Source organism: Roseomonas aerilata DSM 19363, assembly GCF_000711725.1.
In the GTDB taxonomy this organism is placed as follows: domain Bacteria; phylum Pseudomonadota; class Alphaproteobacteria; order Acetobacterales; family Acetobacteraceae; genus Roseomonas; species Roseomonas aerilata.
In genome coordinates, this window is sequence record NZ_JONP01000001.1 from 122,124 (window position 1) to 140,003 (window position 17,880).

The following is a 17,880-nucleotide window of genomic DNA, read 5'->3' on the forward strand; positions in this document are numbered from 1 at the left end:
CCATCCCATGAGCCAGACCGCGCTCGCTACCTCCACCAGCGCCCCCGCCGCCACGGCCCCGGGCAACACAGGGGGCAGCGCAGGCGGCACTGCCTTTACTGTGCTGCTCTCGCTCAGCTTCTGCCACCTGCTGAACGACATGATCCAGTCGCTCGTGCCGGCCCTCTACCCCATCCTGAAGGCCAACTACGCCCTTGATTTTGGCCAGATCGGCCTCATCACGCTCGCCTTCCAGTTCACGGCCTCGCTGCTCCAGCCGCTTGTCGGCCTCGTCACGGACCGGCGGCCGATGCCCTACTCGCTGCCAGTCGGCATGGCCTCCACGCTCGTCGGGCTGCTCGTCCTTTCCCAGGCCTCCAGCTACCCTGTCATCCTCATGGCCGCCGCCCTCATCGGCATCGGCTCCTCGGTCTTCCACCCTGAGTCCTCGCGCGTCGCCCGGCTCGCCTCGGGCGGGCGCTTCGGCCTCGCGCAATCCCTCTTCCAGATGGGCGGCAATTTCGGCCAGGCGATCGGCCCGCTGCTGGCGGCCTTCGTCGTGGCCCCGCGCGGGCAGGGCAGCGTTGCCTGGTTCTCGGCCGCCGCGCTGCTCGGGATGGTCGTGCTGTTTCGCGTCGGCGGCTGGTACGCGCGCAACCGGCAGACGGCAATGCCGCGTGGACGCCGCGCGGGAAGCGGCGCCACCGTCGAGCTGCCGCGCAAGCGAGTCACCTTCGCCATCGCCGTGCTAGTGATGCTGCTCTTCTCGAAGAACGTCTACACGGCCAGCCTCAGCTCCTACTACACCTTCTATCTCATCAACCGCTTCGGCCTCTCGGTGCAGTCGGCGCAGGTGCTGCTCTTCGTCTATCTCGGCGCGGTCGTCATCGGCGGGCTCGCGGGCGGCGCGGTGGGGGACAAGATCGGCCGCTTGCCGGTGATCTGGTTCTCCATCCTCGGCGCGCTGCCCTTCACCCTCGCGCTGCCCTATGTCGGGCTGGTGCCCACGGTGGTGCTGACGGTGGTCATCGGCCTCATCATGTCCTCCTCCTTCTCCGCCATCCTCGTCTATGCGCAGGAATTGCTGCCGGGGAAGGTAGGGCTGGTGGCCGGGCTGTTCTTCGGCCTCTCCTTCGGCCTGGGCGGCCTCGGTGCCGCCGCGCTCGGCGAACTGGCTGATAGCATCGGCATCGACGCCGTCTATCGCCTCTGCTCCTTCCTGCCCTTCCTTGGCCTGCTCACTGCGCTCCTGCCGAACGTGGAGGGGCGCGCGGCCCCGGCCTGGGTCACGCGCCTACGCCGGCGCGGGTAGAGGGTCTTGTCGGCCGATCCAACGACCTGAAACCGCGGTCTCATCGGCCACCCTTTGCGCCCTGCAAGCACGATGTTTAGATGCCCCCGCGCTCCAGCCTCCGCGTGGATCGGACGCGATGCCCGGCTGCTGGCGGCGCAGGGAAGGAACTGCCATGGCCGCCAGGAACACCGTCTGCCTCTGGTACGACAAGGACGCCGAAGCGGCCGCCCGCTTCTACGTCGAGACCTTCCCGGACAGCACGATGGGAGCCATCCACCGGGCGCCGGCCGATTACCCCTCGGGAAAGGCGGGCGACGTCCTGACGGTCGAGTTCACGGTGGCCGGCATTCCCTGCATCGGCCTGAATGGCGGTCCCACCTTCCGGCACAGCGAGGCCTTCTCCTTCCAGATCGCGACGGAAGACCAGGCGGAAACCGATCGCCTCTGGAACGCCATCGTCGGCAACGGCGGGCAGGAAAGTGCCTGCGGTTGGTGCAAGGATCGCTGGGGCCTCTCGTGGCAGATCACGCCGCGCGCGCTCACCGCGGCGATCGCGGCCGGCGGCGAGGAGGCGAAGCGCGCCTTCGCGGCCATGATGACCATGCGCAAGATCGACGTCGCGGCGATCGAGGCGGCCCGGCGCGGCTGACGACGCGCCGGGCCGCTCCGGTCCGCTACTCCGCCTGCACGCCCAGTTCGCGCAGGATGCGCCCATAGCTCGCGAATTCCTCGCGCAGCATTGTGTTCAACTGCGCCCGCGGCACGAAGGAGGCGGGCGCGCGGGTGGTCGCCAGGACCTGCCTGACCACCGGCGTCTCCAGACTGGCGCGGCAGGCCTCCTCCAGCCGGTCGAGCACCGGCGCCGGCGTGCCGCGCGGCGCGTAGATCCCGACCTGGCTGAGCTGCAGCGCGTCGATCCCCTGCTCCCGCGCCGTCGGCACGTCCGGGAAGTCCGGATGCCGGCGGTCTGAGAAGACCGCGATCAGCCGCATCCGCCCGGCCTGCACCATCTCCGCCGCCGAGGACACGACCGCCGCCGAGAAGTCCAGCCGCCCGGCCAGCGTGTCGTTCAGATGCGCCGCCTCCCCGCGATAGGGGATGTGGTTGAAATCCACCCCCGTCGCCTTCTGCACGCGCCAGACGCCGAGTTGTGGCAGGGAGTTCGGTCCCGGGCTGCCGAAGCTCAGCGGCCGCCGCCGCCCCTCCGCCACGAGGTCGGGCAGCGTGCGGATCGGGCTCTCCGCGCGCACGACCACGCCGAGGATATTCTCGTGCGTGCCGCAGATCGCCTCGAACTTCTCGGGGTCGGTGCCGGCGTTCCTCACCATGTGCGGCTGCACGACGATCGCCGTCATCGGCGTGTGGCCGAGGGTGTAGCCGTCCGGCGCGCTCGTCGCGACGGTTCGCATCCCCACCACGCCCGATCCGCCGTCGCGCGTGATGAGCACCAGCGGCTGGCCGAGCACCCGCTGGAAGTGCTCGCCCATCGCGCGGATCAGCACGTCCGCGGTGCCCGGCGAGTAGGGCATGATCATCGTGATCGGCTTGTCCGGATAATCCGCCCGGGCAGGCAGGGCGGCACCGAGGGCAAGCATCGGCGCCAGCACGGCGCCCAGCAGCAAGCGGCGCATGGCGCTAATCCTCCAGGATGGCCACGGCGCGGGTCCAGCCCGCCGAGGCCCGGTGGATCTTCACGGGGAAGCACGCCACGGTGAACCCGTCCGCCGGCAGGCTCTCGAGGCTGGAGAGCTTCTCCATGTGGCAGTAGCCGATCTCCCGCCCCGCCCGGTGCCCCTCCCAGATGAGCGAGGCATCGCCTGTCTCCGCCACGCGCCGCCGCGTGTGGGAGAAGGGCGCGTCCCAGGACCAGGCATCGGTGCCCACCACGCGCACGCCGCGCTCCAGCAGCCACATCGTCGCCGCCTTGCCCATGCCGCAGCCGGTGTCGATGTAGTCGTCCTCGCCGTAGCGGCTGGCCGCGCGCGTGTTCACCACCACGATCTCGAAGGGCCGGATCTCGTGCCCGATGCGCTTCAGCTCCGCCTCCACCTCGTCCGGCTGCACCACATGCCCGTCCGGCAGGTGCCGGAAGTCGAGCTTCACGCCGGGGTTGAAGCACCAGTCCAGCGGCACCTCGTCGATCCGCATCGAGGGCCGCCCGCCCGGCACCAGCGCCTCGTCCATGCGCGAGAAGTAGTGGTAGGGCGCGTCGAGATGCGTGCCGTTATGCGTGGAGATGTTCACCTGCTCCACCGCCGCGTACTCGCCCTCCGGCAGCGCCTCCACGCCCACGCCCATGTACTCGGCCATGCCGGGCGCGGTCATGCGGTGGTCGCGGTACTCGATCTTCGGCAGCATCTGCGGCGGGTCGCTCGCAATCCCCGCCTTCAGCGTGGACGAGATGTCGATGATCCTGCGTGGCATTCTTCCTGTTTCCTCGTAGCGCGGCCCCGCCGCGTTTCAGTCCGCCGGCCAGGCCGGCGCGGGCAGCACCACGGCCCGGCACTCCCCGAAGCCGATCGACACAGCGCCCTCCGCATGCGCCCGCCCGCGGAAGATCACCTCGTCCCCGTCCTCAAGGAAGCGCCGCGTCTCGCCACCGGGCAAGTTGATCGGCCCGGAGAGGATGATCTCCGCCATGCAGGCGCGGCTCTCGTCGGTCGGGCCGGAGCAGGTGCCGCTGCCCAGCAGGTCGCCCGGCAGCAGGTTGCACCCGTTGCTCGCGTGGTGCGTCACCATCTGCGCGGGCGTCCAGGCCATCCAGGCGAACTCCGTCGCCGTCAGCCGCGCGGGCGCCGCGCCCGCCGCCCGCATCGCGGGCGTCAGCAGCAGCACCTCCAGCGCGATCGACAGCCCGCCGCGCTCCCGGTTTCCCGGCGAATCGAGGTGGGGCAGGGGGGCAGGAACCCCCTCCGCCCGCGCCGCCGCCGGCACCATGAAGGGGATCATCGCCTCCGCCGTCACGATCCAGGGGGAGACGGTGGTGCCGAGGCTCTTCGCCAGGAAGGGCCCGAGCGGCGGCATCTCCCAGCGCTGCATGTCGCGCGCCGACCAGTCGTTCAGCAGCCCGTAGCCGAACAGCCGCTCCGGCGCGCGCGACATCGGCACGGGCGTGCCCAGCGCGTTCTCCCCGGCCACCCAGATCGCCAACTCCAGCTCGTAGTCCAGCGCCTCGGTCGGGCCGAAATGCATCCCTTCCTTGCGCCGCCACTGCCCGTTCGGCCGCACCACGCCCTCGCCGCTCGGCCGCACGGAACTGGCACGGGAGTGATAGGCGACCGGCAGGCTGTCGAAGGCCGGCGGCAGCGGCGCGTTCGGGTCCTTCAGCGCCCCCAACCGCGCCGAATGGTCGCGCGAGACCATGAAGTCCGTGAAGTTCGCGATCGCGCCCGGCAGGTGCATCCGCGCCTCGGCCACCGGCACGAGGATCTCCGCCCCGCGCGAGGCCGCGCCGCTTTCCTCCGCCAGCAGGGCCGAGACCGCCGCCCGCAACTCGCGGGACGCCGCCCGCCCCATCGCCATCAGCCGGTTGAGCGTTGGCCCGGCCGCCGCCTCCGCCGCCTCGCCCGAGATCAGCCCGGCGTCCAGCGCCGCCCGCAGGTCCAACACCTGGTCCCCGATCGCCACCCCGCCGCGCGGCGCATCGCCTGCACGGGAAAACACCCCCAGCGGCAGGTTCTGGATCGGGAACTCCGCCCCTGGCTCATTGGCGGAGGCAACCCAGGAGCGGCGCTGCGGGTCGTGGGTGATGTCGAGGACGTCCATGCGCGGACCATGCCGCGCTTGCCGGACGCTGACCAGAGAGAATATAAATTTCCTGCCGTGATCGAAATTCCGCCGCCTTCCGGGGCCACCCTCGCCGAAGCCGCCACCCGGCGGCTGCGCCAGGACATCCTCGGCGGCGGCCTTCCGCCCGCAAGCCGCCTCCGCCTGCGCGACCTCACCGCCCGCTACGGCCTCGGCGCCACGCCCCTGCGGGAAGCCCTGGCCCGCCTCGCCGCCGAGGGCTTCGTCCATCTCGAGGGCCAGAAAGGCTTCTCCGTCCCGCCCGTCACCCGCGCACACCTGCTGGACGTCACCCGCTCCCGCCAGATCGTGGAGCCTCAGGCGCTGCGCCTGGCCATGGAAGCCGGCGGCCCCGCCTGGGAGGACGAGATCGTCGCCAGCCTCTCCCTTCTGCGCCACGAGATCGGCCGGCGCGACGCCGCCAGCGACGCCTGGGTGGACGCCTACGAAACCCGCCACCACCGCTTCCACCGCGCCCTCATCGCCGCCTGCGCGCTGCCCTCGCTGCTGCGCTTCTGCGACGACCTCTACCTCCAGAAGACCCGGTACCGCCGGCTGCTGGAGACCGCCCACCAGGACTGGGGGCGCGTGCTGGCGGTGCACGAGGCACTCGCAGAGAGGATCCTCGCCCGCGACCCGGAGGCGCCCGCCCTCCTCGCCGCCCATATCGGCACCACCGCCGAGATCGTCCTCGCTCTCCTCGGCGAAGCCCCACCTGACCGCTGAGGGCGGCGGGGTGACACCGCGCCCCCGGCGTCCCATCTTCCGCCCCGACCTTCAGCCTGCCGAGAGGAGCCCCCGATGCTCGACACCGCCGCCAAGCTGGTCCTGAAGGACCCGGACCTCTTCCGCCAGACGAACCGCGTCGGCGACGCCTGGGTCAACGCCGCCTCCGGCAAGACGCTCACGGTCAAGAACCCCGCCACCGGCGAAGCCATCGGCACCGTCCCCTCCCTCTCGCGGGAGGAGGTCCGCGCCGCCATCGCCGCCGCCAAGGCGGCCCAGCCCGCCTGGCGCGCGATGCTCGCGAAGGAGCGCGCGGCCATCCTCCGCCGCCTCTTCAACCTCATGATGGAGAACGTGGACGACCTCGCGGCCATCATGACGGCCGAGCAGGGCAAGCCGCTGACCGAGAGCAAGGGCGAGATCGCCTACGCCGCCTCCTTCATCGAGTGGTTCGCCGAGGAAGGAAAGCGGATCTACGGCGACACCATCCCGACCTTCAAGCAGGGCAGCCGCATCCTCGTGATGAAGGAGCCGATCGGCGTCTTCGCGGCGATCACGCCCTGGAACTTCCCCGCCGCCATGATCACCCGCAAGGCCGGTCCCGGCTGGGCCGCGGGCTGCACCGGCGTCATCCGCCCCGCCTCACAGACCCCCTTCTCCGCCCTTGCCATCGCCGTCCTGGCGGAACGCGCGGGCATGCCCGCCGGCGTCTGCAATGTCGTCACGGGTTCCGCGCGCGAGCAGGGCGAGGAACTCTCCACCAACCCCGATGTCGCCAAGCTCTCCTTCACCGGCAGCACCGAGGTCGGCCGCACGCTGCTCGCGCAATGCGCGGGAACCATCAAGAAGACCTCGATGGAACTCGGCGGCAACGCTGCCTTCCTCGTCTTCGACGACGCCGACCTGGATGCCGCCGTCGCCGGCGCCATGGCATCCAAGTTCCGCAACACCGGTCAGACCTGCGTCTGCGCCAACCGGATCTTCGTGCAGGAGGGCGTCTATGATGCCTTTGCCGAGAAGCTGAAGGCCGCGGTCGAGGGACTGAAGGTCGGCAACGGCATGGAGGCCGGCGTCACCCAGGGCCCGCTGATCAACGCCGACGCCGTCACGAAGGTCGAGGAGCACATCCAGGACGCCACCTCGCAGGGCGCGAAGGTCCTCACCGGTGGCCACCGCCACAAGCTCGGTGGCAACTTCTTCGAACCGACGATCCTGACGGACGTGCCGATCAGCGCGAAGGTGCTCAAGGAGGAGACCTTCGGCCCCATGGCCCCCCTTATCCGCTTCACGGACGAGGCGGAGGGAATCCGCATGGCCAACGACACCGAGTTCGGCCTCGCCGCCTATTTCTACGCCCGCGACGTCGGCCGCATCTTCCGCGTGGCCGAGGGGCTGGAGAGCGGCATCATCGGCATCAACGAGGGCATCATCTCCACCGAGGTCGCCCCCTTCGGCGGGGTGAAGGAGAGCGGCCTCGGCCGCGAGGGCAGCAAGTACGGCATCGAGGACTACCTCGAGATCAAGTACCTCCTCCTCGGCGGCCTCGGCGCCTGAGCATCGGCGGGGGAGGGGAGGACGCCTTCCTTCCCCCGCTTCAAGTCCCGCACCGCGCGCCCACCATGACCGGGACGCAGCACCGCCCCCTCCGGGCCAACCCTTGCGCGATCCGGCCGAAGCCACGACCTTTCCGGGCATGAGCGCCACCCACAGCCCCACCGCGACCCCCTCCCACGGGCATGACTTCGACCTTTTCGTCATCGGCGGCGGCAGCGCGGGCGTCCGCACCGCGCGCGTCGCCGCGAACCATGGCGCGAAGGTCGGCATCGCCGAGGCCCGCTTCTGGGGCGGCACCTGCGTGAATGTCGGCTGCGTGCCGAAGAAGCTGATGGTGCAGGCCGCCGAATACGGCGCATGGGCGAGGGACGGCGCCGCCTTCGGCTGGTCCTTCGGCGAGGCGCGCCACGACTGGCCCACCCTCGTCCGCGCCCGCGACATGGAGGTCGCCCGCCTCTCGGGCATCTATCGCCGCCTGCTGGAAGGTGTCGGCGCCGAGGTCTTCGAGTGCCATGCCCGCCTCATCGGGCCGCACGAGATCCAGGTCGGCGCCCGCAAGGTCACGGCGGAGCGCATCGTCATCGCGACCGGCGGCCACCCCATCCGCCCGGACTTCCCGGGCGCCGAGCACGCCTTCATCTCCGACGACCTCTTCACGCTGCAGGAGCGCCCGAAGCGCGTCCTCATGGTCGGCGGCGGCTATATCGGCCTTGAGTTCGCCTCCCTCCTCCACGGCCTCGGCTCGGAGGTGACGCTCGCCTACCGCCAGCCCCTCCCGCTCCGCGGCTTCGACGAGGAGATCCGCCAGGCCGCCGCCGAGGCCCTCACCGCCGACGGCATCACCATCCTCGCCGGCGAGAGCCCCGCCGAGATCACCCTGAACGGTGAAACCCGCATCGTCCGCATGACCAGCGGCCGCGTGGTGGAAGCCGACGCCGTCTTCCTCGCCCTCGGCCGCGTGCCCAACACGGGCGGCCTCGGCCTTGAAGCGGCGGGCGTCACCAGCCTCGACGGCCCGGTCGTCCGCACCGACGAGAACCACGCGACCAACGTGCCCCATATCTACGCCATCGGAGACGTGAACGACCGCGTGAACCTCACGCCCATGGCGACCGCCGTCGGCCACGCGCTGGCCGACACGCTCTTCGGCACCAGGCCCCGCCACGCCTCCTACGAGAACGTGCCCAAGGCCGTCTTCATCGCGCCCCCGATCGGCAGCGTCGGCCTGACGGAGGAGGAGGCCGCCCGCCTCGGCCCCGTCGAGATCTTCACCTCCCGCTTCACGCCCATGCGCCACACCATCACCCGCCGCGAGGGCCGGCGCGCGCTGATGAAGCTCGTGGTCGATGCCGAGAGCGGCGTCCTCCTCGGTGCCCACATGATCGGCGAGGACAGCCCGGAGATCATGCAGGGCATCGCCGTCGCCGTGGCGAACCGCCTGACCAAGGCGCAGCTCGACACCACCATCGGCATCCACCCGACGGCGGCCGAGGAATTCGTCACCATGCGGGTCGCCACCCGCCACGTCGGCAAGGCCGCGAAAGCCGCCTGAAGGGAAAGGGGGCGCCGCGACGCGCCCCCCGCCTCACGCCCGCGAGAAGCCGTAGAGCACCGCGGGATTGTCCACCAGCACGCGCTTGCGCGCCGCCTCGTCCGGCACCCATTCCGTCAGCAGGTCGAACAGCGCCGCGTCGTCCGGCTTCTCCGCCGGCTCCGTCACATGCGGCCAGTCGCTCGCCCAGACACAGCGCTCCGGCGCGCCCGTGGCATAGCCCCGCGCCACCGGCACCGTGTCCGACCAGCGCCCCGCCGGCCCGACCTTCGTGTCCATGTAGGCACCCGAGAGCTTCACCCAGGCCTTCCCCCGGTCCATCAGCCGCCGCACCGCGATGTAGCCGGGGTGCTCCACGCCCCGGTCCATCGGCACGCGCCCCATGTGGTCGAAGACGACCGGCGCAGGCAGCCGGGCAAACAGCGCCTCGTTCGCCGCGATCTGATCACCGAGCATGTGGACCTGCGTGTGCCACCCCATCCCGGCCACCCGCGCCGAGAGCGGTTCCAGCATGTCCAGCGTCGTCACGCCCGCCTGCACGAGGTTGAAGCGAATGCCCCGTACCCCCGCCTCGTTCATCGCGCGCAGGTCCGCATCGGTCACGGAGGTATCCACAACCGCCACCATCCGCGTCCGCTCCGGCCCCAACTCCCGCATCGACTGCAACTGCAGCCGGTTGTCGGTGCCGTAGGTGGAGGGCGTCACCAGCACCGAGCGCTGGATCCCCAGCCGCCGCGCGAGCGCCCGGTAGTCGTCGGACGACGCATCCGGCGGCCGCAACTCCGTCCGCGGGTCCGGCGGGAACCGCGCGTCGTAGGCGTGGTGGTGGCAATCCGTCGCCAGCGCCGGCGCCGCCGTGCGCGGCGGCTCCATGCCGACGGAAAACTTCACCGGCCCCGCCTGCCCCCGCACCATGGCCCCGGAACCCTGGGCCAGGGCAGGCCCTAGCCCGGCCGCCATCACCGCTCCCGCGCCGCCCAGCAGGGCAGCGCGACGGGACATGTTCTTGTCCATCTTTCCTCCCGGCGGCCCCGGCCACGATCCCTCGCCCAGGGCACCGCGAGAGCATTGCCCGTAGGTCCCGCACCGTCGAGGGTTTGCCAACCACCGTCCGTGGAACCGTGACCAGCGGCCGCCGGCACAAAGCCCCGGCGTAAACCTTCAGTGCCAGCCCGCCCCCAGGACGAGCCCCGCGAGTGCCAGCACCAGCGCCGGCGGCATCACCACCAGCCCGAGCCGCAGGAAGGCCCAGGTCCCGAAGTCCAGCCCCTCCCGTCGGATCGCAACGAGCCAGAGGATCGTCGCCAGCGACCCCGTGACGGAAAGGTTCGGCCCGAGGTCCACCCCGATGAGGATCGCGCCCGCCAGCACGGGCGAGGCCCCCGCCGCCTCCACCACCGCGCCCGAGAGCAGCCCCGCCGGCAGGTTGTTCACCAGGTTCGTCGCCACGCCGACCACGGCCCCGGCGGCGGCGGCGGTCTCCCCCGGCGTTCCCAGCCCCGCGCGCAGCAGTCCGGCCAGCGCCTCCACCGCCCCCGTCGTGCCCAGCGCCTCCACGAGCACGAAGAGCCCCGCCACGAGCGGCAGCACCCCCCAGGACACCCCCGCCAGCACCCCCCAGGGCGCCTGCCGCGTGATCCCCAGCACCAGTGCCGCCGTCGCCACCCCGCAGAGAAGGGTCGGAAGCCCCAGGTCGTACCCGCCAGCCGAGGCCGCGAGCAGCACCACGGCCGTCACCAGGATCCCCATCCCAGCAACCAGCCCGCCCCGCCGCAGCGGCACCGACTCCACCCGCGCTGCGATTGGCGCCGCCAGCACGCGCCGCTGCGTGACCCAGAGCGCCGCATAGGTCGCCCCCACCGCGAGAAGGGAGGGCAGGGCGAAGCGCCGCAGCCACTCCCCCAGCGCCGGCATTCCCTCCCCGAAGACCACGAGGTTCGCGGGGTTTGAGATCGGCAGGATGAAGGAGGCCGCATTCGCCACGAAGGCGCAGGCCAGCAGGTGCGGCATCGGCCGTGCCCCGGCCGCCCGCGCCGCGGCATAGACCGCCGGTGTCAGCACCACCGCCGTCGCGTCGTTGCTGAGGAAGGCGGTGACCACCACCCCCACGCCATACACCAGCGCCAGCAGCCGCCCCGCCGAGCCCCGCGCCGCCCGCACCGCGAAGCCCGCCAGCCAGTCGAAGAGCCCCTCGCGCCGCGCGACATCCGCCAGCAGCATCATGCCGATGAGGAAGAGGTACACATCCGTCCCGCGCAGCACGCCCCGCAGCACGGATGGCCAGGGCAACAGTCCCAGCACCCCCAGCAGCGCCGCGCCCAGCACTGCCCAGACTGCCTCCGGCCAGCGGAAGGGCCGCAGGATCACCCCCGCCGTCGCCAGCCCTGAAATCGCCCAGACCGCCGCCGCCGAACTCATCCTCTGGCCACCTGCATCGGCGCAGAGCCGCCGGGCGGCAGGCCCGCCTGAACCGTGGAATCGCGGGTTTCCGGCATGAGGAAGAGGTAGCCCAGGAATCCCGCCGCCGCGATCCCGCCCAGCACGAGGAAAGCGGCCGAATACCCGGCCCCGACGATCACCGCCCCCGCCAGGCTCGCGCTCAGCGCCGCCCCCAGCCCCTGCGCCGTCGCGATCGCGCCCTGACTGACGTTGAAGCGGCCGGTCCCCCGCGTCAGGTCCGCCACCACCACCGGGAACAGCGCGCCGAAAACCCCCGCGCCCACGCCGTCCAGCAACTGCACCCCCAGCAGCCACCACGGGTTGCTCGAGAGCGTGTAGAGCACCCCCCGCAGCGCCAGCACGCCAAACCCCGCGAGGAAGAGCGGCTTGCGCCCCCAGGCATCCGCCTTCGCGCCCACCAGCATCGCCACCGGCACCATCACGCACTGCGCGGCCACGATGCAGCCGGCGACGAGCGAGGTCGCGTCCTCCTTCCCCACCACCTTCGTCAGCAACTGCCCGACCGAGGGCAGCATCGCCGCGTTCGCCAGGTGGAAGGTCGCCATCAGCCCCGCGAAGACGACCAGCGGCCGGTTCCCCGCCAGCGCGCGCCAGCCCGAGGGCGCCCCCTCAGCCTCCTCCTCGCCGTGCGCCATCCCCCGCGCCAGCTCGTCGTCGATCGCCCCGGCCGGCACCATCAGCACGGCGCCGATGCTCAGCACGGCCAGCGCACCCATGATCCAGAAAACCACCACCGGACCGAAGAAGAGCGCCGTCCCCGCCGCCAGCCCGGCCGAGACGGCGTTGCCCGCGTGGTTGAAGGCCTCGTTCCGCCCGATCCGGCGGGAGAAGGCGCGCGGCCCGACCACGCCGAGCGTGATCGCCGCCAGCGCCGGCGGGAACACCGCCCCCGCGATCCCCGCCAGCGACTGCGTGGCCGCGACGGCATAGAAGCCGGAGATGAAGGGCAGCAGCAGGCAACTCGCCGTCACCGCCAGCGCCGCCGCGACCACGACGGCGCGCTTGTGCCGCGTGCGGTCGATCAGCGCCCCCGCCGGCGTCTGCGCGAGCAGCCCGGCGATGCCCGCAATGGTCATGACCAGCCCGATCGTCGCCTCGTTCCACCCTCCGTTCGGCCCCCGCACCGCCAGCAGGTAGATCGCCAGATAGGGCCCGAGTCCGTCCCGCACGTCCGCCAGGGTGAAGTTCAGCGCATCGAGCGCGCGCAGCGCGCGCGTGGGAACCGCGGCGTCGTCAGGACGAGACATCGGGATGATCCGGAAGGGACCAGCCGCGAACGCCACGGAAGCAGGGACGGCTGCACCGTAACATTCCTCGTCCGGGGCTTCCCATCTCAGGCGGCGAGCTGCCGTACCTTCCCCGGGGAGGATCAACTCACCGCAACCCATGATGCGCTCGCGAATTCTCGCATGGCCGAACATGACGGCACGGTAATCCGCAAAACTCCCGTCCCGACGGAAGCGGGATCGCCCCCAACCGCCGAAGGAGCCTCCATGGCCGAAACGAAGGCAGCCGAGCGCCGCATCCTCACCGAGGCGGAGTACGAGGCGGTCGCCCGGACCCGCCACCCCGCCCTGGCCGCGATGCCGAGGGTGGAACTGCTCGCCCTCGCCCTCGCCCGGCGCCTGCGCGAGCATCGCGACAAGGCCCGCGACATCACCCATCACCGCCGGCGCGAGAGCCGCGGCAAGGCCGAGCCGCGCGGTGCCGGTCCCGCCCCGGGTGAAACCGGCACCGCCCGGAAGAAGGGGGTCTTCTCCGCCGCGCTCCGTCGCCTGAACAGCCAGATCGCCCGCCTGAACGACGCAGAGCGCGCGCCCAGCCAGGGCGCGATCGCCCGCAAGGCCCTGGCGATGAAGCGCACCAGCCAGCGGCTCCACCACCCCGCCCCCGGCCGCACCAGCGGCGAGGGCATGCGCGCCCTTCCGAACGAAGATGTCCGCACCGAGGTCGACCCTCGCCAGGTCGGCAGCGTTTCGCAGACGGTGAAGATCAATCAGGTCCGCCGCGACACCTGACCCGCCAGGTCCGGCCGCCCGGCGCCACCGCGCGCTGGGCGGACGCGCCACACACGTTAGCCCCGCCGAAAGGTCCCCCTCGGGGCCAGCATAGGAGCCCCAGGGATGACTGCCCCCGCGACCCTGCTCAACCGCCGCCTCCCCTCGGTACTGCGCAACTTCCTCGACAACTCCGCCTCGGGCGGCCTTGTTCTGATGGCCTCGGCGGTCCTCGCGCTCATCGTCGCGAACTCTCCGCTCTCCGGCGCCTACTTCGCCGCACTCAAGTCCTATATCGGGCCGCTGAACCTTCTCCACTGGATCAACGACGGCCTCATGGCCGTGTTCTTCCTGCTCGTCGGCCTCGAGATCAAGCGGGAGGTCCTGGATGGCCAGCTCTCCACCTGGTCGCGCCGCATGCTCCCCGGCATCGCCGCCGCCGGCGGCATGGCCGCGCCCGCCCTCATCTTCGTCGCCTTCAACTGGAACGATCCGAACACGCTCCGGGGCTGGGCCATCCCGGCGGCCACCGACATCGCCTTCGCCCTCGGTGTGCTCGCGCTGCTCGGCTCGCGGGTACCGACCTCGCTGAAGGTCTTCCTCACCGCGCTCGCCATCATCGACGACCTCGGCGCCGTCCTCATCATCGCCGTCTTCTACACGGGCGACCTTTCGGTGATGGACCTAGGCCTCGCGGGCGCGACCACCCTGGCGCTCGTCGCCCTCAACCGCATGGGGGTCCTCCGCCTCCTGCCATACATGCTGCTCGGCGCCGCCCTCTGGTTCTTCGTGCTCCGCTCGGGCGTCCACGCAACGATCGCCGGCGTGGTCCTCGCCTTCACCATCCCGCTGCGCGCGGCCCCCGCCGCGCCGGACGACCGTAAGGCCTCGCCCCTGCACCGGCTCGAGCACCACCTGCATACCTGGGTCGCCTTCCTCATCATCCCGATCTTCGGCTTCGCCAATGCCGGCGTCTCCTTCGCCGGCATCACCTCGGAGGCCCTCTTCGACCACCTCACCCTCGGCGTCGCCCTCGGCCTCCTCGTCGGCAAGCTCGTCGGCGTCTTCGGCAGCGCGGCGCTCACCATCCGCCTCGGCCTTGCCGACGTGCCGATGGGCGCGACCATGACCCAGCTCCTCGGCGTTTCCCTTCTCTGCGGCATCGGCTTCACCATGAGCCTCTTCATCGGGATGCTCGCCTTCGCCAACGACCCGCTGCTGCAGGAGGAGGTAAAGATCGGTATTCTCGGCGGCTCGGTGCTGGCAGGGCTGGCGGGCTGGGCCCTCCTCCGGGTCGCCCCGCGGGAGATCCCGGCACCCGGGGAGGGGAGGCGCCCGGTCCCCCAGGCCTGAGAGAGGGGGGGGGTGTGAACAACCCTTGCCCCGGCACCCTCCCTCGCTATGGTGCCCGACCGCCCCCCACTCCGGGCGCCGCCACACACGGAAACGTAGCAATATGCCCTCCTCCTCCTGGCACCCCGCCTCCTGGCGCGACATGCCGATCCGCCAGGTCCCGGACTATCCGGACGCCGCGCGCCTGCACGCCATGGAGGAGAAGCTCGCCCGATTTCCCCCCCTCGTCTTCGCGGGAGAGGCGGACCGGCTGACAGCGCTCCTCGCCCAGGCCGGCGAGGGCAAGGCTTTCGTCCTCCAGGGCGGCGACTGCGCGGAGTCCTTCGGCGACTTCCACGCCAACATCATCCGCGACACCTTCCGCGTGCTGCTCCAGATGGCCGTCGTCCTCACCTTCGGCGGCGGCCTGCCCGTGGTGAAGCTCGGCCGCATGGCCGGCCAGTTCGCCAAGCCCCGCTCAAGCGACAGCGAGACCCAGGGCGAGGCGACGCTCCCCTCCTACCGCGGCGACATCATCAACGGCGCCGAATTCACGGCCGAGGCCCGCACGCCCGATCCGGACCGGATGCAGTTCGCCTACCTCCAGTCCGCCGCGACCCTGAACCTGCTGCGCGCCTTCGCGACGGGCGGCTTCGCCGACCTGCACGAGGTCCATCGCTGGAACCTCGGCTTCGTCGCCCGCTCCCCTCTGGCCGAACGCTACGCCGACATCGCCCAGCGCATCGACGAGACGCTGCGCTTCATGGCCGCCTGCGGCATGAACAGCCTCACCGCGCCGCAGATCCGCGAGACCGAGTTCTACACCTCGCACGAGGCGCTGCTGCTTCCCTTCGAGGAGGCGATGACGCGCGAGCCCTCCACCCATCCCGGCCGCCACTACGCCTGCTCCGCCCACTTCCTCTGGATCGGCGACCGCACCCGCCAGCCGGACGGCGCGCATGTGGAGTTCCTGTCCGGCGTCGCGAACCCGATCGGCCTGAAGGTCGGCCCGACGACGGAGATCGACGACCTCCTCCGCCTCTGCGCCCGCCTGAACCCGGACAACACGCCCGGCCGCCTCACCCTCATCGCTCGCATGGGCGCGGCCAAGATCGAGGCGAAGCTCCCGCCGCTCATCCGCGCGATCCAGCGGGAAGGCGCGAAGGTCACCTGGCTGACCGACCCGATGCACGGCAACACCCATTCCGCCGGCAGCTACAAGACCCGCTCCTTCGACGCGATCCTCGGCGAGGTCCGCGGTTTCTTCGACATCCACCACGCCGAGCGCACCAACCCCGGCGGCGTGCATGTCGAGATGACCGGCCGCGACGTCACCGAATGCCTCGGCGGCGCGCACCGGCTGACGGAGGCCGACCTCTCCGCCAACTACGCCACCTTCTGCGACCCGCGCCTGAACGCCGAGCAGTCCCTCGAACTCGCCTTCCTCGTCGCGGAGGAGCTGAAGTCCCGCCGCGGCACCGACCTCCGCCTCCAGGCCGCGCAGTAGGGGCGCCGCACGATGGACAATCTTCCTCCTGCCCCCGCGCTGGAAGCCGACATCGCCGCGCGCACGGATGTCTACTTCAAGCGGACCAAGGCCATCGTGCAGCGCTTCGGCGACGCGCGCGTCACCTACGCCATCTTCCTCCGCCGCCCTGTCGTCTCCGCGCCACGCCTCATGCTCGACTGGCTGAACACGGTCGCCGCCGAGCGCGGCACGGCGATCGAGGTGGAGCTGATGCACAAGGAGGGCACCTGGGTCGGCGCGGGTGATCCCATCCTCTACGTCACCGGCTCCTTCGCGCACCTCGCCGATCTCGAAACCCTCCTCCTGCAAAAACTCGGCTCCGCCTGCGTGGCCGCGCACAACGCCTACCAGATGTGCCTCGAACTCCCGCACATCGCCTTCCTGGCTATGGAGGCTCGCCACTGCGCCGGTGCCGAGATGCAGGAACTGATGGCCTATGCCGCCAGCGTCGGCGGCAACGCCGCGAAGGAGGAAGGCGCGCAGGGCTTCATCGGCAACGCCAACGACGCCACCGCCCATTACTACGGGGCCAACAGGGGCGGCGGCACCATGCCCCACGCCCTCATCGGCTACGCGGGCAGCACGCTGCGCGCCGCCGAGATGTTCCACGAGACATTCCCGGACGAGAACCTCACCGTCCTCACCGACTATTTCGGCCAGGAGGTGACGGACGGACTCGCCGTCTGCCGCCGCTTCCCGGAACTCGCCGCCGCCGGCCGCATGGCCGTGCGCCTCGATACCCATGGCGGCCGCTTCCTCGAAGGCCTCGACCCCGCCTCCTCCTACGCGGTCATCGAGCGCCACACCCCGGGGGCCATCCGCCGTTACCGCAGCGAGAGCGAGTTGCGCCACCTCGTCGGCACCGGCGTCTCCGCCGCCGCCATCTGGCGCATGCGCGACGCGCTGGACGAGGTCGGTTTCGACAAGGTCCGCATCGTCGCCTCCTCCGGCTTCGGCGTCTCCAAGTGCCGCGTCATGGCCGAGGCGCGTGCCCCGATCGACGTCATCGGCACCGGCAGCTTCATCCCGGATTCATGGGGCGAGACCTACGCCACCGCCGACATCGTCGCCTATGACGGCGTGCCCCGCGTGAAGGTGGGCCGCGAGTTCCTGCTGCGCGGGAAGAGCTGACGGCGGAAGGCGCGCGGCGCCGCCCCTAGCTCAGCGCGATCCGCTTCACCGGCCCCGCCCGCATCTCGCGCGCCGCCGCTTCCGCCAGCGGCTGCAGCCCGTAGACGAGGATGCCCTGCTGCATGCCCTCGGCCTTCACGTTGAACACGCCGTCCAGCGCGAAGCCCGCTCCCTCCGGCACGAAGCCGCCGTGCAGCACGATCTCCATGGCCTCGGGACGCGCCAGCTGCACCATCAGCATGTCCCGGTCCGGCTTCACGGAGAGATCCGGCCCCTCCGCCCTGGCCGCCGTCACCCGCATCGACAGCACCCGCCCGGCGTGCTGCGACACGAAGCGCGCGAAATCCCCGGCATTCCCCGGGGCGAGTGCCCCCTGTAGCTCCTCCAGCACCGCCGCCGGGCCCTGGGCCCACGCGGCCTTCGCCGCGAGCAGCAGTCCCCCGAGCCCCAGCGCGCCCCGCCGTCCCGTCGAACCGTCCATGCCCCGGGTCTCCTCCGATGATCGTCCGTTCACCGGAACCAAACTCCCGAGGCCGGGGAA

At 71.3% G+C, this 17,880-nt stretch carries 16 protein-coding genes; 9 read left to right on the plus strand and 7 right to left on the minus strand.

All coding sequences use genetic code 11. The annotated features are described in order from the left end of the window. Positions 1–7: 7 nt before the first annotated feature. Positions 8–1,291 carry an MFS transporter gene (locus BO39_RS00550; RefSeq protein WP_043829014.1) on the plus strand — a complete coding sequence of 428 codons (1,284 nt, stop codon included), beginning with the start codon at positions 8–10 and terminating at the stop codon, positions 1,289–1,291. Between the two features lie 154 nt (positions 1,292–1,445). Beyond that, complete coding sequence (locus BO39_RS00555; protein ID WP_043829016.1) at positions 1,446–1,922, plus strand: VOC family protein; 477 nt, start codon at positions 1,446–1,448, stop codon at positions 1,920–1,922. Between the two features lie 25 nt (positions 1,923–1,947). Here the strand turns inward: BO39_RS00555 and BO39_RS00560 are convergent, their stop codons facing one another. Genes BO39_RS00560 through fahA form a run of 3 tightly spaced genes read right to left on the minus strand, consistent with a single transcriptional unit; the run spans position 1,948 to position 5,038 of the window. Beyond that, positions 1,948–2,904, minus strand: coding sequence for a Bug family tripartite tricarboxylate transporter substrate binding protein (locus BO39_RS00560; RefSeq protein WP_052401251.1), 957 nt, complete (start codon positions 2,902–2,904; stop codon positions 1,948–1,950). Between the two features lie 4 nt (positions 2,905–2,908). Beyond that, a complete protein-coding gene (locus tag BO39_RS00565; protein ID WP_043829018.1) occupies positions 2,909–3,697 on the minus strand; it encodes a cyclase family protein in 789 nt (262 codons plus the stop codon). Positions 3,698–3,733: 36 nt separating this feature from the next. Continuing rightward, on the minus strand, positions 3,734–5,038 hold the full coding sequence (gene fahA, locus BO39_RS00570) for a fumarylacetoacetase (protein ID WP_043829020.1): 1,305 nt from the start codon (positions 5,036–5,038) through the stop codon (positions 3,734–3,736). A gap of 57 nt (positions 5,039–5,095) precedes the next feature. On the opposite strand from fahA, the gene BO39_RS00575 reads away from it, so the two are divergent. The 3 genes from BO39_RS00575 (at position 5,096) to gorA (ending at position 8,891) form a co-directional block, all read left to right on the plus strand. Then, positions 5,096–5,785, plus strand: a complete 690-nt coding sequence (locus tag BO39_RS00575; RefSeq protein WP_043829022.1) for a GntR family transcriptional regulator — start codon at positions 5,096–5,098, stop codon at positions 5,783–5,785. 75 nt (positions 5,786–5,860) lie between these two features. Then, the gene (locus BO39_RS00580; RefSeq protein WP_043829025.1) at positions 5,861–7,339 is read left to right on the plus strand and encodes an NAD-dependent succinate-semialdehyde dehydrogenase; all 1,479 of its coding nucleotides are present in this window, start codon (positions 5,861–5,863) and stop codon (positions 7,337–7,339) included. A 139-nt stretch (positions 7,340–7,478) separates the two neighbouring features. Further along, positions 7,479–8,891: a glutathione-disulfide reductase gene (gene gorA, locus BO39_RS00585; protein ID WP_052401356.1), complete on the plus strand. Its 1,413-nt coding sequence runs from the start codon at positions 7,479–7,481 to the stop codon at positions 8,889–8,891. Between the two features lie 33 nt (positions 8,892–8,924). Here the strand turns inward: gorA and BO39_RS00590 are convergent, their stop codons facing one another. The 3 genes from BO39_RS00590 to BO39_RS00600 form a co-directional block, all read right to left on the minus strand. Continuing rightward, a complete protein-coding gene (locus tag BO39_RS00590; protein ID WP_043829027.1) occupies positions 8,925–9,905 on the minus strand; it encodes an amidohydrolase family protein in 981 nt (326 codons plus the stop codon). Between the two features lie 147 nt (positions 9,906–10,052). Then, positions 10,053–11,309 carry an SLC13 family permease gene (locus BO39_RS00595; RefSeq protein ID WP_043829029.1) on the minus strand — a complete coding sequence of 419 codons (1,257 nt, stop codon included), beginning with the start codon at positions 11,307–11,309 and terminating at the stop codon, positions 10,053–10,055. Further along, positions 11,306–12,598: an MFS transporter gene (locus BO39_RS00600; protein ID WP_043829645.1), complete on the minus strand. Its 1,293-nt coding sequence runs from the start codon at positions 12,596–12,598 to the stop codon at positions 11,306–11,308. Before BO39_RS00600 ends, BO39_RS00595 begins: the two co-directional genes overlap by 4 nt. A 246-nt stretch (positions 12,599–12,844) precedes the next feature. Between BO39_RS00600 and BO39_RS00605 the strand changes: the two genes are divergently transcribed. The 4 genes from BO39_RS00605 (at position 12,845) to BO39_RS00620 (ending at position 17,339) form a co-directional block, all read left to right on the plus strand. Next, a complete protein-coding gene (locus BO39_RS00605) occupies positions 12,845–13,369 on the plus strand; it encodes a hypothetical protein (protein WP_043829031.1) in 525 nt (174 codons plus the stop codon). Between the two features lie 105 nt (positions 13,370–13,474). After that, positions 13,475–14,701, plus strand: coding sequence for a Na+/H+ antiporter NhaA (gene nhaA / locus BO39_RS00610; RefSeq protein WP_043829033.1), 1,227 nt, complete (start codon positions 13,475–13,477; stop codon positions 14,699–14,701). Positions 14,702–14,804: 103 nt separating this feature from the next. Continuing rightward, positions 14,805–16,187 carry a class II 3-deoxy-7-phosphoheptulonate synthase gene (locus tag BO39_RS00615; RefSeq protein ID WP_043829035.1) on the plus strand — a complete coding sequence of 461 codons (1,383 nt, stop codon included), beginning with the start codon at positions 14,805–14,807 and terminating at the stop codon, positions 16,185–16,187. Between the two features lie 12 nt (positions 16,188–16,199). Next, on the plus strand, positions 16,200–17,339 hold the full coding sequence (locus tag BO39_RS00620) for a beta/alpha barrel domain-containing protein (RefSeq protein ID WP_043829037.1): 1,140 nt from the start codon (positions 16,200–16,202) through the stop codon (positions 17,337–17,339). Between the two features lie 25 nt (positions 17,340–17,364). Here BO39_RS00620 and BO39_RS00625 read toward each other — a convergent pair whose 3' ends face one another. Then, complete coding sequence (locus tag BO39_RS00625; RefSeq protein ID WP_043829039.1) at positions 17,365–17,820, minus strand: hypothetical protein; 456 nt, start codon at positions 17,818–17,820, stop codon at positions 17,365–17,367. Positions 17,821–17,880: the final 60 nt, after the last annotated feature.